Genomic DNA, 23,827 nt, shown 5'->3' on the forward strand with positions numbered 1-23,827 from the left:
GTTCAAATCACCTGCACAAAATTTTTTTTAAATTATCTTGAGCGCAAAGACACTGCAATATCTACTGCAATATCCACAACACAAGCACTTTGTATAATCCACAATTACCTTTCCATCTTTTATTCTAAGCGCCCTTTGATGACAATGTTCAACACATCTTCCACATCCTTCACACCAGCTTTCTACATGGAGTCTTTTTGTTTTTATATTTTCAACCAGTTTATCGTCTAAGTATATCTTCTTTTCTTCAAAACATTTTACGTTGTAATCAATTTCAAATTTACTTTGCATTCCCACCGCGACAGAATGAAGATACGGAAAGTTAAACACAAACTCAAGTGCATTTTTGAAATCTGAAAGTAAATTTCCACCGCCAAATATTTTCATAGCAAAGATTCCTTTGCCCCTGTGGTATGCTTCTTTTACTGCCTCAATCATTTCATTAATTGTACCATCAACAATTCCAATGCCTTTGAAATTAAATATTGGATGTATTACCTCAATCTCTGGATATTTCAAAGAGTCCTTCACTGCTTTTACATAGTGAGTTGAAATGCCAAAATGCTTTATATAACCTTTCTCCTTTGCTTTTAAAAAATACTCTATCGCCTCAAAATGCCCTTTGATTGTGTGATCACCCTCTTGCTCATGGAGCATAAACAAATCTATGTAATCTACATTTAGCTCTAATATAGCCTTTTTTAAAGAGGCCTCTGCAGTCTTTTTATCATAAGCATATGATTTTGTCGATATCACTGGTCTTTTTTCACTTATCTCAATAGACCTCTTTATGTATTTGTATGTATCATAAAGCTCGGCTGTATCCACAAAGTTAATCCCTTTTTGATAGCCATACGCTAAAAGCTCTGCTCCCTCGTCAATAGAAAGATTCTTCTGAAGAGGACCAATTGTAAGTGTCCCAAAACAGAGCTTGCTCACAACAAGGGAGGTATTGCCTAATTTAACGTACTCCATATTCATTCACCATCTTTGAATAGTATATTCCAACGCCAAGAAAACCCTGAAGCAAAGCTACAATTATTATGCCGGAGTCGTTAAAAAAGTATGCAAAAAGTCCAATTATAAAAAATAGTGTAAATATCTCTCTATGCTTTTCTGTTAAAGACAGTATATTGAATCTTTTTTGAACAATGAGCAAGAATAATACCACAAAAGCCAAAAGTAGTAATATTGTTGCAGGGTACTGAAAAAGATAGGAAAGATTCATAAGCATTTTTCTTTTTGCGATAGAAAAAAGAGTATCAAAACTTGCAAATGCTTTATATACATAACTATTTTTCAAAATTAAAATCAAAGCAAGTGGCACAAAAGCAAATAGTGCTGCTAACACTTTGATTTTCTCTCTTGTTTTGAAGAGTAAAAATACTGTAATCCCAGCTACGATAGATAAAAATCCCCCAAAATTTACACCATAATATGGAATTATCAAAACAAAGGCACTCAAGAATAAAGTTACAAATAGATTCCTGAAAGACATATTGCTAACAATTGATAATATAAATACGAAACCCATTAAATACGCAAAAAACTCATTTCCAATCCCATAGAATCTATTTGCAAACGAAGGATGATATCCTGCTGTTGATAAAAGCTGTAGAATATTGTCGAATAAAAACGCCTGACCCAAGATTGAAAATATTCCAAAAAGAGAACATAAAAGCTGTGAAATTTTTAAACCAAGAGAAGAAGTGACAAGCGCTGTTAAAAAGAATATTGCTAAAAATAAAAAAATATTGTTTATCTTCAAAATAAGTAAGGGAGAGTAGATAACAAATATATACCCTAAAACTACAGTCATTGGTATGAATTTTAAAAAGAACTTATTGTACTTTTCATTTGGTTTTGACAGAAAAATTATCGCACCCAGCACCGAAAAGACAATTATGATAGCAAATAAGAATATCAAAAAGCTATTTAAATATTGCAACTGATAATTCAAAATCCAAAAAAGTCGCCACAATTTTATAACAAAGCTTTTCGAAACAGGAACGCTACTACTTTTTTTGTAGTCTTTTATAAGCCCTAAAAACTCTCTTTCTAATACAAGCCCTTTTCTTTTTGTATCAGCTGACTTTTCTGTCCAAAAGCCGTTTTTTAAATTACTTTCAAAAACAAATGCAAGCCTACCATCGCCACTGTATAAAAAAAATAAACCTTTATTATCGGTATTAACGGCTACTTTGCCTTTTTCCAAATTTATGCCGTTTTTCTCAAGATAATATCTGACACTCAAAGAATTCTTTGGATCTTTTAATACAACAATTGTTACAAATCCGCTTTTTTTGTTCTCCAGAGCTTTCTTTATATACTCATAAAAGTCAGAATTGCTAAAAACTTTGGTTTCAAATTTGAAAAAATTCATCGAAAGACAAGTAGTAAAAAAAGCGCTACTCAATATTATTGTCAATATAAAACTTAACAATCTCCTCCAGTATTTCATCCCTTTCAATTCTCCTTATAATTGAACGAGCATTCTTATGGTTAGTAATATAGGTAGGGTCACCAGATATTAAATACCCAACGAGCTGAGCAATCGGATTATAACCCCTTTCTTTCAAAGCACTGTATACCTCACTCAAGATCTCTTTCACCTTTTTTTCCATACCATCCTCAAATGAAAAGTGTTGAGTCTTATCATTCATATTAAAGTTCCCACCTTATAATTAATTTTTAAGCCCTCATCCATTTCAAGAGTTTTGGATGAAGGCTTTGAAGTTTTTATTTTTTTCTAAGCTCGTATAGCACAATTGCAGCTGCCACTGCAGCATTTAATGACTCTGCCTTGCCCGGCATAGAGATTTTAACCTTCTTTGTCGCATTTTCTAAAAAAGCAGCATCAATGCCTCTTGATTCGCTGCCAATTACTATTGCAAACCTATTATCAACAGAGAGCGTTGATATATCAACATTTCCATGCGGAGTTGTGACGTATAAAGCAAACCTTTTTTCCCTTAAAGTTTCCAACAACTCTTCTTTCTTTGTTTCTCTTACGATATCTATATGAAATATCGAACCCATCGCTGAGCGAACAACTTTTGGATTGTACACATCTACTGTACCATCCAGTGTCACAATGCACTCGAAGCCAAATGCATCAGCACATCTTATAATTGTTCCTAAATTGCCTGGGTCTTGAACACAGTCAATAACAACAACTCTATTATGGTGATTTAAGACATCTAACCCTTTGTCGAAAAATGAACATTCTGCCAAAACCCCTTGTGGTGTTGTAGTTGTGCTGATATGTTCAAAAATCTTTTCTGGCACTTGCACAAGTCGTCTCAGTTTGCCAGAATTTAGAAGATTTATGCACTTATCAAAAAACTCCCCATATTTCTGGATTGCTTCTTGTGAAAATACTACAAGGTTTATGGTCTCTGATACATTATCCAAAGCTTCGTTAACTACTTTTACACCTTCTATTAAAAAAGCTTTAAGTTCCTCTCTGTATTTTTTTTCATGGAGTTTTTTTAATCTTTTTATACTCTCATTCTCTTTACTTGTGATAACCTCAATTCTCCTACTTTTAGGCATTTTTCAGCTTTTACACCTTTACTTTTTAAGATTGTCTTAACCATTTATTTGCTTTTTAGCTATCTCAACAAGCTCAGCAAAAGCTTTTTGGTCGTTTACGGCCATGTCAGCCAAAACCTTTCTATTTAAGCTGATTCCTGCCTTTTTAAGACCATTGATAAATTTGCTGTATGTTAATCCATTTTGTCTTGCAGCTGCATTTATTCTTGTTATCCAAAGTCTTCTGAAATCTCTCTTCCTGAGTCTCCTACCGATATATGCATATCTTAATGACCTCATAACAGCAATATGAGCCTGTTTAAATACCCTACTCTTTGCACCCCAATAACCCTTTGCAAGTTTTAACCACTTTTTGTGTCTTTTTCTTGCCCAAACACTATTCTTTATTCTCATATGACAATTACCTCCCGTTTAATTATTTAGTTTTTACAGATATGGCAAAAGTTTCTTTACTGCTCTTACATTTGTTGAGTCAACAACAACTGTCTTTTTCAAGTTTCTCTTCCTCTTTCTTGACTTGCCACTCAAAAGATGACTTTTTCCAGCTTTCTTTCTAAGATATTTCCCATTTCCACTTACTTTGATTCTTTTAGCAAGACCTCTATGCGTTTTTAATTTTGGCATTCTTACACCTCCTTACCTGAAAATTTCTATTGCTGTTTTGGTGCTATAATAGCTGTAATGTTTTTACCATCAAGTTTTGGCTTTTTCTCAACTACTCCATAATCTTTGACCATTTCAATAAATTTGTTTATTATTTCCTCACCAATTTCAGGATGCAAAATCTCTCTACCCCTAAAGCGAATCGAAACCTTTACCTTGTCACCATCTTGCAAAAACCTGATAGCATTTTTTACTTTGACATTAAAGTCATGGTCTTCAATTGTAGTGGTAAGTCTTACCTCTTTTACATTAATAACCTTCTGATTCTTCTTTGCCTCTTTTTCCTTTTTGGCAAGCTCAAATTTGTACTTTCCATAGTCCATTATCTTGCACACAGGTGGGTTTGCATGAGGAGCAATCTTAACAAGGTCAAGTTTTTTCTCCTCAGCAATCCTCAGTGCTTCTTTGATACTCATAATACCAAGTTGGACACCATTCTCATCAATAACCCTTACCTCTTTATCTCTTATTTGCTCATTAATGGGCAAATCTCTATTATTTATATTGGAACACCTCCCAAAAAAATAAATACTCCACTCTGATTTAAACAAAAAGTGGATAGAAGCATAGTCTATCCACCCACTAGGCGTACTTTGAGCCCATTTTATGGCTCAAATCCCCTATTGACCTTCCGACATTATATTGTCGGATAGGTGAGAAGCGATAGACTTCTACTTCTTTTTTACCTTTATAAGAATATCATAAGTAGCTGGATAATGTCAATATGCCCTCACTTTTATAAACCGCTCATTGCCTTAAGTATATGAAGTATGTATACAAAACCGCTGGCACTTCTCGCAAAAAGCCATGGACTTCTTCATAAAGATATTGACCTACATAAACCCCAGAAAAACTTGCTTTTATTCCAACTTTTTTGGCAATTATACTTGCTCTTTTTAAGTGAAATTTATTTGATACAATCACTGCACTTTTTAGAGAGTATTTATTCATAAGTTTTTTAGAAAATAACAAATTCTCATAAGTAGAGAAAGATTTATTTTCAATGAGAATAAACTCAGATGGCACTCCCCTTGCACTAAGATATTCTTTACCTGCCTCTGCTTCCGAAATATTCTCTCCCAGTCCTTTCCCACCAGAGACTATTATGTACCGACCATATCCTTTGTTGTAAAGTCTTAGAGCTTCATCCAGTCTTGCTTTAAAAAAAGGACTTGGAAAGTCTCCATATACAGCACAGCCCAATACAATAATAGCATCAGATTTTTTAGGTTTGCTATTTACACCAAAAAAGATAATTATAAGCTCTAATATCGTAAATGCTATAATTATACCTCCAATCAAAATCCCTAAGGACTTAAGAATTTGTTTCATCTTCAACCTCTCCATCTAATTAGCTAAAATTAAGCATTTCAACTATATTATTCTATTTGCAAATTTTAAAAATCTATGCTATAATACATACTGCAAAAGTTAAATAATTCAGTGGTGGGGATATAGCTCAGTTGGTTAGAGCGCTTGCTTGACATGCAAGAGGTCATAGGTTCGAGTCCTATTATCCCCACCATTTTATTTTTCTCTGTGCTTTATAGAGAAGTTTAGTAAACAACATCCACAAGATAGAGTCCCCATGGTGGAAGAGTTTTGCCAGCTTTGGTTCTGTCTCTGCTCTCTATTATGAGAGGAATATCAGTTGGTTTTATTTTCCCCACACCTACATCTAAGATTGTTCCTGCTATTATTCTTGCCATATTGTAGAGAAATCCATTGGCAGAGATGTATATTGCAATACAGTCATTTTCGGATGTTAAATAGCAGTTAAAAATGCGACGTACCTTTGAATTTGTTTCACTGCCACTTGAGCAAAAGCTGCTAAAGTCATATTCTCCAATGAAATACTCACAAGATTTTTGCATCGAAGCTATATCAAGCTCATATGGAAAGTGATAAACATAATTTCGTAAAATAGCAGGTCTTGTTTTGTGGTTGTAAATCAAATATTTGTACGTCTTTTGCTTGGCACTGTAGCGTGCTGAAAAATCAAGTGAAATCTCAGCAGCATCTTTTATTGAGATATCATTTGGAAGGACTGAATTAAGAGCAAGTGGAAACTTTTCTGTTGGAATTTTGCTTTCTGTTTTGAAATTTGCCTTTTGCCCCAAAGCATGTACTCCTCTATCTGTACGACCTGACCCAACAAGATTTACATCTTCACCTGTAATTTTTTTTATTGCATCTTCAATAACACCTTGGACTGTTTTTTTGTTTGGCTGCTTTTGCCAACCAAAATAGTTTGTTCCATCATATTCAATTGTTAGAAGAATGTTTCTCAAAAGAACTCACCTCACCATTATAGCCAAAACCATTAAAATTGCTGCTATTAAAAAGGAAATATAGTCGTTTATTGAATATTGAAGTTTTTTTAGTTTTGTTCTACCTTCTGAGCCTCGATAGCATCGAGCTTCCATGGCAATTGCAAGTTCATCTGCTCTTTTAAATGCTGACATAAAAAGTGGAATCAAAAGTGGTAAAAGTGACCTTGCCTTTTTCATAAGTCCTCCACTTTCAAAATCAGCCCCTCTTGACATTTGAGCTTTCATAATCTTGTCTGTCTCTTCATAGATTGTAGGGATAAATCTCAAAGCAATTGACATCATCATTGAGATCTCATGTACAGGAAACTTAAGCTTTTTCAAAGGTTTTAATAGTTCTTCTAAAGCATCGGTTATCTCAATTGGGGAGGTTGAAAGAGTGAGCAAGCTGGTAGAAAATACAAGTAGTAGAAGTCTTATTACTAAAAATGATGAGAGAATTATCCCTTTGTCTGTAATTGTCAGACCTAAAAACCTTACCACTGGCCTTCCTTGGGTCAAAAAAAGGTTAAAAATGACAGTTATCAGAATTAAAATAAACACAGGTTTTGTGCCACGCAAAAGTAATATTGGGTTTGTCTTTGAAAAGATTGTCCACAATACTATTAAAGCAAATAAAAATACATATCCACAAAAATTATTTACTACAAAGATAGAGATACAGAAAAATACCAAGATTATTATCTTTGTCCGTGGGTCAAGGTTGTGCACAAATGAATCTCTTTTGACGTACTGACCGATTACAAAGTCAACCATTATTCTTCGCCACCTTCTTTTGTAATATTTCCTGCTATATTTTTCACAATCATGTCAGCAACATTTTCTATTCTGTACTCAAACCTTTCAATTTTAAATCCTCTCATTTTAAGCCTGTGCTGAAGATACAATATATCTGGCGCAATCAAACCGCTTTTTTCTAAAAGCTGGATATTCTCAAATATCTCATGTTTCGAACCGTCAAAATAGATTTTTCCGCTATTTAACACAATCACTCTTTCACACAAAGCAGCAACATCTTCTAAATTGTGTGAAATGAGAATTATAGTTTTTTTCATTTCTCGATGAAGCCTTTCTATAATATTGAATATTCTTTTTCTTCCCCTCATATCAAGCCCAGCAGTGGGCTCATCCAAGATCAAGCATTCAGGGTCCATTGCTAAAATTCCGGCAATTGCAACCCTTCGCTTTTGTCCGCCCGACAGCTCAAACGGTGACTTTTCCAAAAGAGCATTAGGTATTTCTAAAAGTTCACATACCTCTTTTATTCTCTTTTCAATCTCTTCATCAGAAAACCCTAAATTCTTTGGTCCAAATGCAATGTCTCTATATACCGTCTCTTCAAAAAGCTGATATTCAGGATATTGGAAAACAAGCCCAACTCTTTTTCGAATCTCTTTTACTTTCTTTTTCTCCTTGGTATTTATTCCATCAACAATGACGTCTCCCCGCTGAGGTACAAGGAGTCCATTCATAAGCTGAACAAGAGTTGATTTTCCCGAACCTGTTTTTCCTATTATTCCAATAAATTCGCCTTTTGAGATTGTGAGGTTAACCTCAGATAATGCCTTTTTTTCAAATGGTGTTTTATAACCATACACATATTCAACATCTCTCATCTCAATGAACATAAAAATCTCTCCATTTCATCAACTGTCCAGATTTCACCATCGATATCAATCCCTCTTTTTTTAAGCTCATAAGAAAGCTTTAAAATCTGAGGCATGTCAAATCCCATCTCATAAAACCAATCAAGCTTTAAAAGCTCTTTCGGAGTCCCTATATATTTTATCTTTCCATTTTCTAAAACCACCACTTTATTACTGTATATCATCTCGTCAATATTGTGAGTAACTAAAACTATTGTCTTTTTTTCTTCCCTATTGAGTCTTAAAATGGTTGATATAACCTCTTTTCGCCCTTTTGGATCAAGCATAGAAGTTGGCTCATCTAAAATGATACATTCCGGCCTCATTGCCAAAATTCCTGCAATTGCAACCCTCTGTTTTTGTCCACCAGAAAGCTTGTAGGTTGCGTGGTTTTTGTACTCAATCATCTCAACAGTTTCAAGCGCCTCATTTACAGCCCTTATTATTTCCTCACGTTCAAACCCTAAATTCTCTGGCCCAAAGGCGACATCTTCTTCAACTATCGAGGCAACTAATTGATTATCAGGATTTTGAAATATATATCCACACTTTCTTCTTATCTCCCAAATTTGACTTACATCTTTTGTGTTCATACCGTCAACCAGTACATCACCTTTTTCGGGTATTAAAAGCCCATTTATTAGCTTTGCCAAAGTGGATTTCCCTGAACCGTTGAGCCCTAAAATTGAAACAAATTCTCCTTTCTCTATCTTTAAATTTATATCAATTAACGCAGGATTTTTGCTTCCATCCGATCTTGTATATGAAAAGCTGACATTTATAAATTCTATGAAAGCACTCATCTCTCTTTTTTCCCCTTATAAAAATGTTTTTCTATTCTTTAATAGGCACAGCTTTTCTTGCGATAAACTACCTTTTATTATAGCAAAGATTTTAAAGTTTAAATATACATGTATTTTTGAAGTATTCGTGGATACATTGAACATATTGATAATACAACGGGTATAATATATATTGGAAGGGGGGATTTAACATGTTTACTCCCAAGTGTGACATATACTTTGACACAAACTTAGTTAACTTAAAGGAGTTCAACATTCCAATTGAAACAAAAAACATGCTGTTAGAAGAGTTTTCGAAGATTGAAGAGATTTCAAAACTAAAAAGCCATCTCACAGATGAACTAAAAGAACTTGATGAAAAAATAAAGGAAATTCAATGAAGTACTTGACTTTGTCAGTTTGAAACTCAAAAAGCTTGGGGGGACTGGGATTGACAAAATATGGACCTCAATTTTGTCACTACATCATTTCCTTATACCAATAAATTCTAAGCCTTCCTCATATGTAATGAAATTTTTTGGCCCCTTTATCTTCATCACATTCAGTATATCTCCAGCTCCTCCTTCTGTCCTTTGCTTTATCAAATATCTCTTCCCTTTTATCTCTATTTCAATAAAATTCATTGAATCTATTGCTTTCATTATCCCTTCACTACTTATTCCTTTACCTTTTTTCCTCAAAATATATTCCAATGTCCTCTGTAATAAAAATGCCAAAAAACATATCACAAAATGTCCTTTTATTCTGCTTTCTGTAAAGTGATATATCGGTCGTACTTCTAAACAGCTTTTCATTACTCTGAAAGACTGTTCTATCTTCCATAAATCGTGATATGCTCCTAAAACTTCTTCTACATCCATATCCTTTTTGCTCGTTTGTATTGCATAGTAACCGTCAAACTTCTCATCTCGTTTTATCGCTTCCTCATCCAATACATATTCTTCTGACTTTGATTTCTTCTTCAAATATTTCCTCGCACCTTTTTTCTCTGAGGCTGTTATACTTCCTTTGTTCTCTAAAAGCTCTTTGGCTTTTGATACCAATCTCTCTCTGTCTTCTTTGTCTTTCTTAGCTCTCTTGCTTGAATAGGTTATTATCAGTCTCTCTTCTATTTTAAACTCTTTACACTCTTCATCCTTGATAACATTTGTTCTTTCCAATACCTTATATTTGAATTCATCTCCATAAATTTCTTCAGCATTCAAACAACTTTTTCCATCAAGCCTTTTATATCCTTCTTGCTTAAATACTTCATCTAAAATTTCTTTACTTGCATTCTTTAATCTGCTTGCTACTATATAATCGTATCCCGCTTCTTTTATCATCTTTAAATTTAATCTGCTGTTGAGCCCTTTGTCTGCTACTATCACTATCTTATCTATACTAAATTTTTCTTTCAGTTTCCTCAGTATCTTTACCATTGTTTTGCTATCTATTGTATTGCCAGGAAAAAGTTCATAACCTATCGGCCTGCCTTCTTTGTCTACCAAAAGCCCTAACACAACCTGTACTTCATTTATCTTGTTGTCTTTGCTAAAACCAAAATTTTTAAGTTCATCGGCTCTACAACTCTCAAAGTATATTGTCGTCACGTCATAAAAAACTACATCAACTACCATCTTAAATAAATCCCTATTTTTCTGATACAGATACGTCTCTAAATCTTCTTTTATACTGTCAAGAAAATCTAAACACCTGTACAACTGATTTAAATCTATATCCTCTTCAAATCCAAAATATTTATTTCTCTGATGATAAGTTCTTAGTTTGCTCATAGGTTCTATCAATCTCTGTATGGTCATTAAAAAACTTACTTTGTCTACATCAAATTTTATCTTTCTCCCTTTTGTTGCTCTCTCTTTTAAAAACTTATCTATTTCAAGTTCTTCCCATAACTTTCTGAATACAATGTATCCCCAATTTTTTATAACTGCATCCGATACATCCTCTTCAGATTCAATAGTAACAGCTTTTGTATTTCCAGTAGTTGTTTTTTCAACAATGTCGGATAGTTTTCTTACAATGTTTTTAAAAGCAGGATCACTTTTGAGAAGATCAAGTCTACCAAAATTAAATAACACTCTTTGTTTTACCTTGCCATTTTCACGATAGTTTTCGACTAATCTAACATACTGGTAACCGCCAGCATTAGTTATTTTGACAAACATATGGTAACTCCTCAAAGGTATTTTGAGTAATTGTACCACAAAATATTCAAAATGTCAAGTATTTATAGCATATTTCAGACTATAATTTGCCACTACAATTTTTAAAATTTTTTATTTTTCTATTCTCAAAACCCGCATAAATTAAGACTTTGTTATTTTTTGTTAGCTCAAAAACTCCTCCTAACTGACAAAGTCAAGAAAAATAAAGGAAATTCAATGAAGTAGGATGGAAGGAAGGGAATATAAAAAGGGGGATGTCAAAAAAACATCCCCCCTAAAATAATTTAGGTTTGTTTTTCGTCTGTAGACCTTTTTCTATATGTGTCCTTTATCATCTCATAATTCCCAAATGATGCCATGCAGATTAGTATAGAATTTATCATCAGTAGTGTAATGTCTTTCAATGTGTTTTGGTGTGGAATAAAAACAAAGGATAGAACGAATGCAACAAAAAAGGTATAGATTCTAATTACATAATCTTTGCACCGTTTTTTGAATATACCTTTTGTAAACTGAACAATAACATTTGTAGCAACTGTAATTCCTGCAAATGTACCAAGCTCCTGAGCTGAAAAATAACTGTCCAAAGTATTCTCACCCTACAAAATTTTATGTCTACTTTTATGTTATTCACGAAAACTTTAGTTTGTGAAAAAAATTATTTAAGATTTTCTGGATTTAAATCTTCAAGCTCAGGTATGACAAACCTTCCATCTTTTCTAATAAGTTTTCCATCAAAGTAAATTTCTCCGCCGCCATACTCAGGGGTCTGAATCAACACTATATCCCAGTGCACAGCTGATCTGTTGCCATTGTCAGCATCCTCATAAGCACTGCCCGGTGTAAAGTGTATGCTTCCGACTATCTTCTCATCAAATAGGGTGTCTTCCATAGGCTTTGTAATGTATGGATTTAGTCCAATTGAAAATTCACCTATATACCTTGCACCCTCGTCTGTGTCCAAAATCTTATTTAGCTTTTCTGTGTTGTTTGCAGTAGCTTTTACAATTTTTCCATCTTTAAATTCAAACCTAATATTTTCAAACTTAAAACCTGCATAGTTTGAAGGGGTGTTATAGGTTATATACCCATTGACAGAGTCTTTAACAGGTGCAGTGTATACTTCACCATCAGGTATATTCATATGTCCATCACATTTTACAGCTTTCATACCCTTTATTGAAAATGTGAGGTCTGTACCTTCACCTACTATTCTCACTTCATCTGTTTTTTCCATAAGTTCAACCAGCTTGTCCATCGCCTTTGACATCTTTCTGTAGTCAAGGTTGCAAACATTGAAATAAAAATCTTCAAATGCCTCTTTGCTCATCCTTGCTTGCTGAGCCATTGAGTAATTGGGGTATCTTAAAATACACCATTTTGTCTTTGGCACTCTTACCTCACCGTGTACTTTGCGAAACCAGATTTTCTGATACAGCGCCATCTTATCATCTGGCACATCGCTTAGCTCAAATGGATTTTGACTTGACCTGATACCAATATACGCATCCATATTTTCCATGAGCTGCTTTTCATTTTCAGCGATTATTTTTATTTGATCTTCAGTGGCATTTAAAAGAAGTTCTCTCAATAGGCTCTGATTCTTAATCCATAAAAACGGCATTGCGCCTTTTTGATATGAAAGCCTTATAAGCTCCTTTGTCAAATCAATTTCCTCACCAATCAGTTCTATCAGAATCTTTTCACCACTCTTTAGTTCAACAGAGTATTCTATAAGATTTTTAGCAAGTATTTTTACTCTTTCATCTACCAATGTCACCGTCTCCTTTCTAAAAATTCTTATTTTTCAAACACCTTGTTCACCATATTCTCATCTAAAAAAACAAACTCACCTTCTTTTAGCTTGCCAAGTTTTAGCTTGCCTATTGCAACTCTCTTTAGTTTTAACACCCTGTGACCAATTGCATCGCACATTTTTCTTACTTGCCTGTTCCTTCCTTCGTGTATTTTTATCTCAACAAGAGACCTTCCTTTAAAAACCTTTAAAACTTTAAACTTGGCTGGTGAAGTCAGTCTTCCATCAATTAAAAGGCCTTTTTCAAACTGCTCAATCTCTTCTTTTGTTGGCACACCTTCAATGAGTGCAATATACGTCTTTTCAATATCATGCTTGGGGTGTGTAACTTTATATGCAAACTCTCCATCATTTGTAAGAAGTATAAGCCCTGTTGTGTCAAAGTCAAGTCTTCCTACAGGAAAAACTCTAACATCCACTTTGTCTTTTACAAGGTCTACAACAGTTTTTCTACCTTTCTCATCCTTTGCAGAAGATATCACACCAAATGGCTTGTTGAGCATTATATAAACCTTCTTTTGGACTGGTACAAGTTTTTTGCCATCAACCAAGACTTCATCCTTTTGAGGGTCAACTTTAAAGCCAAGCTCTGTAATGGTTCTGCCATTTACCTTTACTCTTCCTTGGAGAATAATCTCTTCGCACTTTCTGCGTGATGCAACACCACAGTCAGCCATAAATTTTTGAAGGCGAACCAAATCACCTATCTTCTATCACCATCCATTCAGTATTCGAAATGGCATTCTCTATCAATGATGATACATCTAATTTTTCCTCTTCTTTAATAACTTCTTCAAGTTTTGGCTTGGTCTTTGGATGTTTTGGAACAAATACCGTACAGCAATCCTCATATGGCAAGATTGAAATGTCATATGTGCCAATGTTCTTTGCAATTCTTATTATCTCTTCTTTGTCCATGCCAATAAGAGGTCTTAGAACTGGCATTGATACAGCAGCGTTTGTACAAATGATACTTTCCATTGTTTGGCTTGCAACCTGCCCAATACTCTCACCAGTAACAAGTGCTAAACCGCCGTTTTCTTTAGCAATCCTTTCTGCAATCTTCATCATAAACCTTCTCATAATAATTGTAAGATACCTCTCATTGCACTTTTCATAGATAGTAGTCTGAATTTCAGTAAAAGGTACAATGTAAAGTTTTAGTCTATCTGTAAACTGAGCTAAAACCCTGCAAAGGTCAATGACCTTTTCTTTTGCTTTCTCACCAGTATATGGAAAGCTGTAAAAATGGACCGCTTCTATTTCAACACCTCTTTTTGCTATCATGAACCCTGCAACGGGGCTGTCTATCCCGCCAGAGAGTAAAAGGTGTGCCTTGCCCCCTGTGCCCAGTGGCATACCACCAATACCTTTTTCTTCTGATGAATACACATATGCCTTGTCCCTTATCTCAATATTTACCTCAAAATCAGGATTGTGTACATCAACCTTAAGACCATATTTGTCAGCAAGATTTTTAAGAATATGTGCGCCAATAAGTCTTGAAAGCTCTGGCGACCTTAATTCAAATGTCTTATCAGCCCTCTTTGTCTCAACTTTGAAAGTTTTTTTGCCTTTTTGAATCTCATTAAGAGCAACGTTTAAAGCTGCAGATTTGATAGCCTCTACTTGTTTTTCTGCAACTTCGCAGATAGTAAAACCAACAAGACCATAGACCTTCCTCAGCCTTTCAATTGCAAAATAAAAATCATTTTCAGAGAGGTTTTCAATAAATATTCTACCTTGTTCTTTCGTAATTGAGATATTCTCAAGATTCTTGAGTTTTCTTTTTATGTTCCTCACAAGCATGTCTTCAAACAAAGGACGATTTAATCCTTTTAAGGCAAGTTCACCATACCTTATTAAAATAGCCTTCATTCCATTCATCCTTTACCTTTTTATTTTCTGCAAAAACTTGAGCAATTTTTCCAATACTTCAAGTGTGTAATCAACTTCTTCAAGGTTATTCAAATAAGAAAAACTAAAACGTATATTACTTTGTGCAATTTCCATTGATTTTCCCATGCTATAAAGAACCTTGTTATATGTTCTGCCCCTTGATGAACAAGCAGAACCAGACGATGCGAATACATTATAGCTTTCAAGAGTATGAAGCAGAACCTCGGATTTAATCCCTAAAAATGACACATTTAAAATTGCGTCAGATGTATTGTCAAGTGGTGAATTTATCACAACATCATCAAAATTTCTTAGCCCCTCAATAAATCTTTGTTTTATCATTCTTAGCTTATTTGGCTGCTCATTTTGCAGCCTTTCATACACCTCAATTGCCTTATAAATCGAAAAAATACCTGGCATATTCTCTGTCCCAGGTCTTACTTCATTTTGCTGCTCTCCACCAAAAATTATTGGTTGGATGTTGATTCCCTTTTTGATATACAGGGCTCCAATCCCTTTTAATGCATGAATCTTATGCCCACTTATTGACATCAAATCAACGTTTAGATCTTTGGCATTGGTCTTTTCCTTCATAAACGCCTGAACTGCATCTGTGTGGACAATCACATTTGGATTTTTCTTCTTTGCCACTTCAGCTATCTTTTTTACATCAAAAATATGCCCTGTTTCGTTGTTTACAAGCATGACGCTCACTAAAATTGTCTTATCGTCCACTTCATTTTCAAGCTCTTCAAAGTCAATATTTCCGTTTTGATCAACCTTTAAAAAGCGCACTTCAAATCCACACCTTTTCAGGTGCTCAAGTGTACTTAACACTGATGGGTGCTCAACAGGGCTTGAGATTATTTTATTTCCTCTTTTGTGATTAGCAAAGGCAATTCCAATTAGTGCTAAATTGTTTGCCTCTGTACCCCCAGATGTAAAGTATATTTCTTCAGGATTTACATTTATCTTTTGAGCTATTTTCCATCTTGCCTCTTTTAACACCTTTTCAGCGCTGACTCCAAGCCTATGCAAGGACGATGGGTTACCATAATTTTGGGCCAAAAAATCTTTCAACCCTTCTATAACCTCATCAAACGGGCGTGTTGTTGCTGCATTGTCAAAATATACAACCATCTTCTACCCTTCCTTTCACATCTCACCAAGAAGATGCATGACAATAGAAATTGCTGAAATAGTTGCAGTTTCACTTCTTAGAATACGTTTTCCAAGTGAGACTATTCTGACTTTTTGCAAGTCTTTAAAAATCTTTATTTCCTCTTCTTCAAAACCACCCTCTGGTCCAATCAATATACCTACTCTGTTTGTGTTAGGATTAATATCCAAGTAAACTTCTTCATTTTTCTTCTCATATGGAATTATAAGAAGATCAAGCTCATCTAAAAAGTCTTTGACTCTACCAATTTCAATAGGTTTTTGAATCAGTGGCGGATATGGTCTTAAGCACTGCTTTTGTGCCTCTTTAGCAATTTTCTGCCAACGTTCTATCTTTTTTTCTTCCTTCTCGCTGATATCAATGACAACTCTTTTTGAAATAACAGGAATTAAAACTTTTACGCCAAGCTCAGTTGCTTTCTGAATTATAATATCCATCTTCTGATTTTTTATAATACACTGAAATAAAAAAACATCTTTTTGTGGCTCCCGTTGGTTGAGAACCTTTTCTTCTATTGCTACTTTTATTTTATCCTTTGAAATTTCCAAAATCTTAGCTTTGTAATCATATATGCCATCACAAAGTTCTACAGAAGCACCTTCTTTTTTGCGCAAAACTTTTACTATGTGGTTTATATCTTCTTTGTCTGTTATATATGCAATGTCATTGACAATGTCTTTGCTCTCAATAAAAAAAATAGGCAATGTCTATCACCCTATACTACTTTTACTTTTTCGCTACTACCAAACACCAGCTGTTAAGTTTTTTGATTTCAACTACTTCCAAAGAATTCCCTCTAAAGCTTTTTAATACATCATCAAGTCTATCCTCAATAATTCCAGATGAGATAAAAAGCCCATCTTCTTTGAGAACGTTTTTAATATCATTTGCCAATTTTATTATTATATCAGCTATAATATTTGCAATTGCTATGTCAAACCTCTCTTCAATTCCAAAAACTAAGTCATTTTGCCTAATTTCAATTTCAATGTTGTTCAAAGCAGCATTTTCTTTTGCAACCTTTACAGCAACATCATCTATATCAACTGCTAAAACTCTATTGGCTCCAAGCTTTTTTGCTGAAATCGCTAAAATCCCTGAGCCTGTACCAATATCAATTACATCAAACCCTGGCTTTATATATCTTTGAATTGCCTCTAAGCAAAGCATTGTTGACTCATGTGTACCTGTACCAAATGCCATACCAGGGTCAAGCTTTACAATCGTCTTGCCACTGGTATTTTGGTAGCTTTCCCACGATGGTACAATGACAATATTCCCTATTTCAACAGGCTTATAATACTTCTTCCACTCTTCTGCCCAGTCTTTTTCATCAACCTCAGAAATATCAATCTTGCCCTCGCCAATATTGAGGTACTGTGAAGCATCTTTTAACCTCTCTTCAATGTTGAAAATAAGTTCTGAGATATTCACACTTTCAGGAAAATACGCACGAACGATTGCAAAATTTCGTTTAGGAAATTGATTTTCATCTATATAGTCCCACGAATTTGGATATTTTAAAATTTCATCATCCTCTATTACAACACCGTTTGCTCCAAGATCATACAAGATATTCGAAATAGCATCCTCAGCCTCTTGCAAAGTTTTAATTGAGACCTCAAACCACTTCATATTTCAGCATTTCTCCTTTTTTTACATAGGTTTACGAAAAAGCTTCTCTTATCCTATCCCAAAAATGTTTTTTCTTTTCGTACCCTTCTTCAGACGAAAGCTCTTCAAATTTTCTCAAAAGCTCTTTTTGCCTTTCAGAAAGCTTCTTTGGTACCTCAACAATAAATTTCACAACCAAATCGCCTCTGCCCCTACCTCTCAAATATGGCACACCTTTACCTTTAATCCTCACCTCATCACCACTTTGTGTACCTGGTTCTATTTTTACCCTTGTTCTGCCATCTAAGGTAGGTATTTCTATCTCACCACCAAGTGCTGCATTGACAAATGTAATTGGTACCTCAACATAAAGGTCTTGCCCCACTCGTTTAAAAACAGGATGTGGTGCTATTTTGATCCTAATGTGCAAATCACCATTTGGTCCACCTTTTATGCCACTTTCTCCTTCGCCTCTTAAAGTTATTACCTGGCCATCGTCAATTCCAGCTGGAATGTTTATCTTCACCCTCCTCTGGCGTCTCACAGTTCCAGTACCACCACATTCTCTGCATGGATCTGTGACGATAGTTCCAACACCACCACAAGCATCGCATGTTTTTATTGTAGTAAACTCACCAAAGAATGTTGCCTGTCTTGACCTAATCTGCCCTGTACCACCACATTTTTGACATCTGACAGGTGTCGAACCTGGTCTTATACCACTTCCACCACAGACAGAACATTTCTCTGTCCTGTAAATAGGAATCTCTTTTTCACAGCCAAAGACCGATTCTTTTAAAGTCAGTTCTAAATCAACGTGTATATCAGCACCTTTTCTGGGTGCTTCTTTTCTTTTTCTTGATGACCCAAAGATATCAAACCCTTCAAACAGGTCTTCAAATATATCTCCAAAACTTCCAAAGTCAAAGTCTGCGAAACCGCCTGTAAAGCCACCAGAAAATCCTCCGCTCTGAGCACCATATGTTGGGTCAAATGCAGCATGGCCAAACTGGTCGTACTTCCTTCTCTTTTCAGGGTCACTCAACACTTCATATGCTTCATTTATCTCTTTAAATTTTTCTTCTGCTTCTTTGTTTCCTGGGTTGGCATCAGGGTGATATTGCTTTGCAAGTCTTCTATATGCTCTTTTTATCTCTTCTTGTGTTGCGTTTCGTGGAACACCTAATATTTCATAGTAATCTTTTTTCTGTGCCATTTTCTATCACCCACTTAACTTACTGAATATTATTATATACCAATACAAAACTTTTAACAAATCATTAAAAAGGACCAAAGCCATTTTTAAAGTGTTATGACTTTGGTCCTTTTCTCTAAAAAATCTAAATTTGTTAATATACCTTATAATCTGTATTAACATTACCATCAGTTCCGCTCTGACCACCAGGGTTTGTACCACCCTGAGGCCCAGCTTGAGTATAACCTTGCTGATACAACCTTGTTGAAACATCGTAGAATGATTTTGTCAGCTCATCAATTGCTCTTTCAATTCTCTCTTTATCCTCACCATTCATAACATCTTTGAGAGCTTTGAGTTTTGCTTCGATTTGTTCTTTTTCAGTTGCTGTCATCTTGTCACCAAGGTCACGCAAGAGCTTTTCTGTCTGGTAGATGATAGAGTCTGCTTTGTTTCTTGTCTCAATGAGCTCTTTCCTTTTTCTGTCCTGCTCTGCATACATCTCTGCCTCTTTTATTGCTCTTTGAATCTCTTCTTCACTAAGGTGTGTCTGGGAGGTTATTGTTATCTTCTGTTCTCTACCTGTGCCAAGGTCTTTTGCAGAAACGTGTACTATTCCGTTTGCGTCTATGTCAAATGTAACCTCAATCTGTGGAACACCACGTGGAGCAGGCGGAATTCCGTCTAAGATGAATCTACCAAGTGTCTTGTTATCCTTTGCAAGTGGTCTTTCACCTTGTAAAACGTGGATTTCTACCTGAGTCTGGTTATCTGCTGCAGTTGTAAATATCTGGCTCTTTCTTGTTGGAATTGTTGTATTTCTCTCAATTATCTTGGTGAATACACCACCTAAGGTCTCGATACCAAGGGAAAGTGGTGTTACGTCCAACAGCAAGATGTCTTTTACCTGCCCTGCCAATACACCTGCTTGGATTGCTGCACCAATCGCAACACACTCATCAGGATTTATACCTTTAAATGGTTCTTTCCCTGTGAGTTTCTTTACAAACTCCTGAACATAAGGTATTCTTGTTGAACCGCCAACCAAAATGACCTTGTCAATCTGCTCTGGAGTAAGCTTTGCATCAGCAAGTGCTGTCTCAACAGGCTCTCTTGTCTTTTCTACAAGGTCTTTTATAAGCTCCTCGAATTTAGCTCTTGTCAATACCATGTCAATGTGCTTTGGACCGTTCGCATCTGCTGTTATAAATGGCAAGTTGATTGTTGTCTGAAGTGCAGATGAAAGTTCAATCTTTGCTCTTTCTGCTGCATCTTTTAATCTCTGGAGTGCAACCTTGTCCTTTCGCAGGTCAATTCCATGTTCTTTCATAAACTCGTCTGCTATATAGTCGATAATCCTCTGGTCAAAGTCATCGCCACCAAGTCTGTTATTACCAGATGTTGCCAAAACCTCAATAACACCATCGCCAATCTCCAAGATTGAAACGTCGAACGTTCCGCCGCCAAGGTCATATACCATTATCTTCTGGTGCCCTTCTTTGTCAAGGCCATAAGCCAAAGCTGCAGCAGTTGGCTCGTTGATAATTCTCAAAACCTCAAGTCCCGCAATTCTACCTGCGTTTTTTGTCGCTTGTCTTTGTGAGTCTGTAAAGTATGCAGGAACAGTGATAACAGCTTGTGTAATCTTTTCACCAAGGTATGCCTCAGCATCAGCTTTCAGTTTCATCAGAATCATTGCAGAGATCTCTTCGGGAGAATATTCTTTGTCGTCTATCTTGATTCTCCTATTTGTACCCATATCTCTTTTGATTGAAATAATTGTTCTCTCTGGGTTTGTTATTGCCTGTCTTTTTGCTGCATGACCGACAAGTCTTTCACCAGTTTTTGTAAAAGCAACAACAGATGGTGTAGTCCTAAAACCTTCCGCATTTGGAATAACAACAGGCTGACCGCCTTCAATTACCGCCATACAAGAGTTTGTTGTACCTAAGTCTATACCTAAAATATGAGCCATTGTTATCAACCTCCTTTTTAATTTTTAATTTGCATTAGCAACCTTAACAAGGCTGTATCTTATAACCCTGTCTTTTATCTTATAACCTTTTTGGAATTCTTCAATCACAATGTTCTTACCATACCTTTCATCCACCACATGCATAATAGCATTGTGGAGGTATGGGTCAAACTCTTTATTTAAAGCTTCAATAGGCTCCACTCCAAGTTTTGAGAAGATATCATCAATTTGCTTTTTTATCATCTCAAGTCCTCTTAAAAACTCTTCATTTGTATTTTCTGATTCTTTAGCAGAGCTGATTGCTCTTTCAAAGTTGTCGACAATAGGAAGGAGTTTTCCTACAACATCAGCAACAACTTCATAGTACATATTTTCCTTGTCCTTTGCAATTCGCTTTTTGTAGTTGTCAAAGTCAGCAGCAATTCGCTGACATAAGCTTTTGTATTCTTCAACTTCCTTTTCCTTCTCTTCAAGCTGCTTCTTTAACACTTCAATTGGGTCTTCTTGCTCTTGACTCTGGGTATCTTGCTGAACATTTTCAGTTTGATTATTTTCACTTTGTGGCTCGACATCCTGCTCCTGAGAAACCTCTTTCTCTACTGCCTCTTCAGTAGCTGGAGGACTTTCAGAAATATTTGTCTCTTCACTTTTTAACTCTTTGTTTTCCATCTCACACATCTTAAAAAATCACCTCTTTATTTATTCTGTGAAAAGTCTTGTCAAAATATCAGATAGCTCATCGCAGATATAATCAATCAAAGAAACTGTTTGCGAATACTTGAGCCTCTTTGGTCCGATTATACCAATTGAACCTGCAATACTGTCTCCTATTCGGTAAGTGGAAAGAATAATGCTGCATTCCTTTAAATCTTCAATTGGGTTTTCTGTACCTATGCGTATGGTTATATGGTCGTGCATTGAAGAGTTTATAATCTTTCGCAGCATGTCCTTTTGCTCAAATATATGCAAGAATATCTTAGCTTTTAAAACATCGTTAAATTCCGGAAAATCAAACATGTTTTTAATACCGCTTAGAACAACCTCTGTACTGTCTGCTGCACTAATTGTTCTAAGAACACTATCAATGATTGGTGAGAGGATTGTCTTGTTCTTGCCCAAACTATTTTCAATATCTAAAACGGTGTTTTCATCAATGTCTTCAAGTCTAAGCCCACTTAGCTTTTCGTTGAGAATGTTAGAGATATACACAAATTCTTTGTTTTCAATATTCTCAGGTTTGTCCAAAAGTATGTCCTTTACAAGCCCAGTATTTGTGACTAAAATCAATATATATTTTTTGCTGTCAACTGGCAAAAGTTGTAGATGCTTAATGTAGCTTTTCTTCACATTTGGGGTTGAGAGCACAGCTGTGTAGTTTGTAAGATTTGAAATAATTCTCGCTATGTTCTCCATGTACTCGTTTATCTCATTAAACTTTACATCCAGCTGAGACCTTATAAATGCAGTTTCTTGCGGTGAAGGTCTTGTGACCTTCATAAGCTCATCAACATAATATCTATAACCTTTATCAGATGGAATTCTTCCAGCTGAAGTATGTGGTTGCTCTAAATATCCCATTTCTTCTAAGTCAGACATCTCATTTCTAATTGTTGCAGAAGAAATACCAACAATATACTTTTTTGCAATTGTGCGTGAGCCCACTGGCTCACCTGTATTTATATAATCATCTATAACCGCCTGAAGTATTCTTTTCTTTCTTTCATCCAACATTTTCCTCACCTTACTGTTAGCACTCTCATTTGATGAGTGCTAATTCTAAGATATAAGATATCACTTAAGTAGAAAATTGTCAAGTAGATTTTTTGACTTTCTTTGACCTTTTTAGATAAACTCTTGCCACACTATATTTGCAAGATCAATTCCTCTTTTTGTAAGTCTAAAATGCGAGTTTACCTCTACAAGCCCATACCTTTTTAGCTTTTCTATCTGAGCACTATATTTCCCAGTAAAAGCCACATTAAATCTTCTTTCAAACTCTAAAAGGTCAAAGCCTTCAATTTTTCTGAGGCCCAAAATGATATATTCTTTTTCTTTCTCTTGGTCATCTATAAATTGTTTCTTCTCCCATGCAAAACTTCCGCTCTTTATCCTGCTAATGTACTTTTCAAGATTACTAACGTTGAAATATCTATATCCTTCAAAAAAAGAATGAGCAGCACAACCAATACCAATATACTCTTCGTGGTTCCAGTATTTAAGATTATGCTTGCATTTAAAGTTTTTTTTAGCAAAGTTTGATATCTCATAGTGATATATACCAACATCGTTAAGCTTTTGGACTGCAAGCCAGTACATACTTCGTTCTTCTTCCTCAGAAGGCAAACAATTCTTTAAAGATTCATATTCATTATAAAAATATGTGCCTTCTTCAATTTTCAAAGAATATACAGAGACATGAGGAGGGTCGAAACTAATTACTGCTTCCAAAGTCTTTGAAAAACTCTCCATATTCTGGTGTGGAAGTCCAATCATTAAATCAACATTGAAGTTTTCAAAGTATCTTACTATAAGCTCTAATATTTCCAGCACTCGTCTTGATGTGTGAATTCTTCCAAGCGCTTTTAACTCAATGTCATTTAAAGACTGAACGCCAATACTCAGTCTATTTATATTTGAGAACCTATAAATTTTGACCTTTTCTTCATCCAAACTCTCTGGATTTGCTTCAATTGTCGTTTCGCAACTGCTTTCAACCTCAAAATTAGAATATACAAATTCAAGTAAACTTCCTATATGTGCAGGATTTACTGCAGACGGAGTACCACCCCCAATGTAAATTGTCTCTATTTCAATATCATAGTTTTCTTTATAAAAATTAAGTTCTCTTTTAAGAGAACTAAAATATTCAGCAACAACACTTTCTTCAATATTATCAAAAGACACAAAATCACAATACAAACATTTTTTCTTGCAAAAAGGAACGTGAATATAAAGCCCTATTTTTTTGCCCAATTTCTGCACT

At 35.1% G+C, this 23,827-nt stretch carries 26 protein-coding genes and 1 tRNA gene; 2 read left to right on the forward strand and 25 right to left on the reverse strand.

Features of this window, described 5'->3' with window-relative positions:
- Nucleotides 1-27: 27 nt before the first annotated feature.
- The 8 genes from OTJ99_RS07630 to OTJ99_RS07665 form a co-directional block, all read right to left on the reverse strand.
- Nucleotides 28-975 carry an aldo/keto reductase gene (locus OTJ99_RS07630; protein ID WP_045164613.1) on the reverse strand — a complete coding sequence of 316 codons (948 nt, stop codon included), beginning with the start codon at nucleotides 973-975 and terminating at the stop codon, nucleotides 28-30.
- The gene (locus OTJ99_RS07635; protein WP_045164612.1) at nucleotides 962-2,461 is read right to left on the reverse strand and encodes a hypothetical protein; all 1,500 of its coding nucleotides are present in this window, start codon (nucleotides 2,459-2,461) and stop codon (nucleotides 962-964) included. The genes OTJ99_RS07630 and OTJ99_RS07635 overlap by 14 nt, the downstream gene beginning before the upstream one ends.
- Nucleotides 2,409-2,663, reverse strand: a complete 255-nt coding sequence (locus tag OTJ99_RS07640; protein ID WP_045164611.1) for an IreB family regulatory phosphoprotein — start codon at nucleotides 2,661-2,663, stop codon at nucleotides 2,409-2,411. The genes OTJ99_RS07635 and OTJ99_RS07640 overlap by 53 nt, the downstream gene beginning before the upstream one ends.
- Before the next feature lie 76 nt (nucleotides 2,664-2,739).
- The gene (locus OTJ99_RS07645) at nucleotides 2,740-3,555 is read right to left on the reverse strand and encodes a TrmH family RNA methyltransferase (protein ID WP_045164610.1); all 816 of its coding nucleotides are present in this window, start codon (nucleotides 3,553-3,555) and stop codon (nucleotides 2,740-2,742) included.
- 36 nt (nucleotides 3,556-3,591) lie between these two features.
- A complete protein-coding gene (rplT, locus tag OTJ99_RS07650) occupies nucleotides 3,592-3,948 on the reverse strand; it encodes a 50S ribosomal protein L20 (RefSeq protein ID WP_045164609.1) in 357 nt (118 codons plus the stop codon).
- Nucleotides 3,949-3,981: 33 nt separating this feature from the next.
- Nucleotides 3,982-4,179 carry a 50S ribosomal protein L35 gene (rpmI, locus tag OTJ99_RS07655; protein ID WP_045164608.1) on the reverse strand — a complete coding sequence of 66 codons (198 nt, stop codon included), beginning with the start codon at nucleotides 4,177-4,179 and terminating at the stop codon, nucleotides 3,982-3,984.
- A gap of 26 nt (nucleotides 4,180-4,205) precedes the next feature.
- Nucleotides 4,206-4,706 (reverse strand): translation initiation factor IF-3, encoded by a 501-nt coding sequence (gene infC, locus OTJ99_RS07660; protein ID WP_045164607.1) that lies wholly within the window; start codon nucleotides 4,704-4,706, stop codon nucleotides 4,206-4,208.
- Nucleotides 4,707-4,965: 259 nt separating this feature from the next.
- Nucleotides 4,966-5,550: a YdcF family protein gene (locus tag OTJ99_RS07665; protein ID WP_045164606.1), complete on the reverse strand. Its 585-nt coding sequence runs from the start codon at nucleotides 5,548-5,550 to the stop codon at nucleotides 4,966-4,968.
- A 116-nt stretch (nucleotides 5,551-5,666) separates the two neighbouring features.
- Here OTJ99_RS07665 and OTJ99_RS07670 point away from each other — a divergent pair.
- Nucleotides 5,667-5,743 (forward strand) — tRNA-Val (locus OTJ99_RS07670).
- 31 nt (nucleotides 5,744-5,774) lie between these two features.
- Here the strand turns inward: OTJ99_RS07670 and truA are convergent.
- The 4 genes from truA to OTJ99_RS07690 are packed head-to-tail and all read right to left on the reverse strand — an operon-like array spanning nucleotide 5,775 to nucleotide 8,997.
- Complete coding sequence (gene truA, locus OTJ99_RS07675) at nucleotides 5,775-6,509, reverse strand: tRNA pseudouridine(38-40) synthase TruA (RefSeq protein WP_045164605.1); 735 nt, start codon at nucleotides 6,507-6,509, stop codon at nucleotides 5,775-5,777.
- Between the two features lie 6 nt (nucleotides 6,510-6,515).
- Complete coding sequence (locus OTJ99_RS07680) at nucleotides 6,516-7,304, reverse strand: energy-coupling factor transporter transmembrane component T family protein (RefSeq protein WP_083943483.1); 789 nt, start codon at nucleotides 7,302-7,304, stop codon at nucleotides 6,516-6,518.
- On the reverse strand, nucleotides 7,304-8,176 hold the full coding sequence (locus OTJ99_RS07685; RefSeq protein ID WP_045164603.1) for an energy-coupling factor transporter ATPase: 873 nt from the start codon (nucleotides 8,174-8,176) through the stop codon (nucleotides 7,304-7,306). The genes OTJ99_RS07680 and OTJ99_RS07685 overlap by 1 nt, the downstream gene beginning before the upstream one ends.
- The gene (locus OTJ99_RS07690; protein ID WP_045165508.1) at nucleotides 8,161-8,997 is read right to left on the reverse strand and encodes an energy-coupling factor transporter ATPase; all 837 of its coding nucleotides are present in this window, start codon (nucleotides 8,995-8,997) and stop codon (nucleotides 8,161-8,163) included. The genes OTJ99_RS07685 and OTJ99_RS07690 overlap by 16 nt, the downstream gene beginning before the upstream one ends.
- 191 nt (nucleotides 8,998-9,188) lie before the next feature.
- Between OTJ99_RS07690 and OTJ99_RS07695 the strand changes: the two genes are divergently transcribed.
- Nucleotides 9,189-9,377: a hypothetical protein gene (locus OTJ99_RS07695; RefSeq protein WP_045164602.1), complete on the forward strand. Its 189-nt coding sequence runs from the start codon at nucleotides 9,189-9,191 to the stop codon at nucleotides 9,375-9,377.
- 84 nt (nucleotides 9,378-9,461) lie between these two features.
- Here the strand turns inward: OTJ99_RS07695 and OTJ99_RS07700 are convergent, their stop codons facing one another.
- From OTJ99_RS07700 to hemW, 13 genes are all read right to left on the reverse strand, one after another.
- Nucleotides 9,462-11,165: an IS1634-like element ISCsa8 family transposase gene (locus OTJ99_RS07700; protein WP_045164601.1), complete on the reverse strand. Its 1,704-nt coding sequence runs from the start codon at nucleotides 11,163-11,165 to the stop codon at nucleotides 9,462-9,464.
- 284 nt (nucleotides 11,166-11,449) lie between these two features.
- Entirely contained in the window at nucleotides 11,450-11,752 is a 303-nt protein-coding gene (locus OTJ99_RS07705; RefSeq protein WP_045164600.1) for a hypothetical protein, read from the reverse strand.
- A 71-nt stretch (nucleotides 11,753-11,823) separates the two neighbouring features.
- Nucleotides 11,824-12,939, reverse strand: a complete 1,116-nt coding sequence (locus OTJ99_RS07710) for an aminopeptidase (RefSeq protein ID WP_045164599.1) — start codon at nucleotides 12,937-12,939, stop codon at nucleotides 11,824-11,826.
- 26 nt (nucleotides 12,940-12,965) lie between these two features.
- The gene (locus OTJ99_RS07715) at nucleotides 12,966-13,688 is read right to left on the reverse strand and encodes a pseudouridine synthase (RefSeq protein ID WP_083943482.1); all 723 of its coding nucleotides are present in this window, start codon (nucleotides 13,686-13,688) and stop codon (nucleotides 12,966-12,968) included.
- Nucleotides 13,681-14,859 (reverse strand): tRNA uracil 4-sulfurtransferase ThiI, encoded by a 1,179-nt coding sequence (gene thiI / locus OTJ99_RS07720; protein WP_045164597.1) that lies wholly within the window; start codon nucleotides 14,857-14,859, stop codon nucleotides 13,681-13,683. The genes OTJ99_RS07715 and thiI overlap by 8 nt, the downstream gene beginning before the upstream one ends.
- Before the next feature lie 12 nt (nucleotides 14,860-14,871).
- Complete coding sequence (locus OTJ99_RS07725; RefSeq protein ID WP_045164596.1) at nucleotides 14,872-16,020, reverse strand: cysteine desulfurase family protein; 1,149 nt, start codon at nucleotides 16,018-16,020, stop codon at nucleotides 14,872-14,874.
- Nucleotides 16,021-16,035: 15 nt separating this feature from the next.
- The gene (locus OTJ99_RS07730) at nucleotides 16,036-16,764 is read right to left on the reverse strand and encodes an RsmE family RNA methyltransferase (RefSeq protein ID WP_045164595.1); all 729 of its coding nucleotides are present in this window, start codon (nucleotides 16,762-16,764) and stop codon (nucleotides 16,036-16,038) included.
- Nucleotides 16,765-16,786: 22 nt separating this feature from the next.
- On the reverse strand, nucleotides 16,787-17,695 hold the full coding sequence (gene prmA, locus OTJ99_RS07735) for a 50S ribosomal protein L11 methyltransferase (RefSeq protein ID WP_045164594.1): 909 nt from the start codon (nucleotides 17,693-17,695) through the stop codon (nucleotides 16,787-16,789).
- A gap of 31 nt (nucleotides 17,696-17,726) precedes the next feature.
- The gene (gene dnaJ / locus OTJ99_RS07740; RefSeq protein WP_045164593.1) at nucleotides 17,727-18,890 is read right to left on the reverse strand and encodes a molecular chaperone DnaJ; all 1,164 of its coding nucleotides are present in this window, start codon (nucleotides 18,888-18,890) and stop codon (nucleotides 17,727-17,729) included.
- A gap of 133 nt (nucleotides 18,891-19,023) precedes the next feature.
- Nucleotides 19,024-20,844 carry a molecular chaperone DnaK gene (dnaK, locus tag OTJ99_RS07745; protein ID WP_045164592.1) on the reverse strand — a complete coding sequence of 607 codons (1,821 nt, stop codon included), beginning with the start codon at nucleotides 20,842-20,844 and terminating at the stop codon, nucleotides 19,024-19,026.
- Between the two features lie 24 nt (nucleotides 20,845-20,868).
- Nucleotides 20,869-21,522: a nucleotide exchange factor GrpE gene (grpE, locus tag OTJ99_RS07750; RefSeq protein ID WP_045164591.1), complete on the reverse strand. Its 654-nt coding sequence runs from the start codon at nucleotides 21,520-21,522 to the stop codon at nucleotides 20,869-20,871.
- Nucleotides 21,523-21,543: 21 nt separating this feature from the next.
- Nucleotides 21,544-22,575: a heat-inducible transcriptional repressor HrcA gene (gene hrcA, locus OTJ99_RS07755; RefSeq protein ID WP_045164590.1), complete on the reverse strand. Its 1,032-nt coding sequence runs from the start codon at nucleotides 22,573-22,575 to the stop codon at nucleotides 21,544-21,546.
- 111 nt (nucleotides 22,576-22,686) lie between these two features.
- Nucleotides 22,687-23,817 carry a radical SAM family heme chaperone HemW gene (gene hemW, locus OTJ99_RS07760; protein ID WP_045164589.1) on the reverse strand — a complete coding sequence of 377 codons (1,131 nt, stop codon included), beginning with the start codon at nucleotides 23,815-23,817 and terminating at the stop codon, nucleotides 22,687-22,689.
- Nucleotides 23,818-23,827 lie beyond the last annotated feature (10 nt).

Source organism: Caldicellulosiruptor naganoensis (assembly GCF_026914285.1).
In the GTDB taxonomy this organism is placed as follows: Bacteria; Bacillota; Thermoanaerobacteria; order Caldicellulosiruptorales; family Caldicellulosiruptoraceae; genus Caldicellulosiruptor; species Caldicellulosiruptor naganoensis.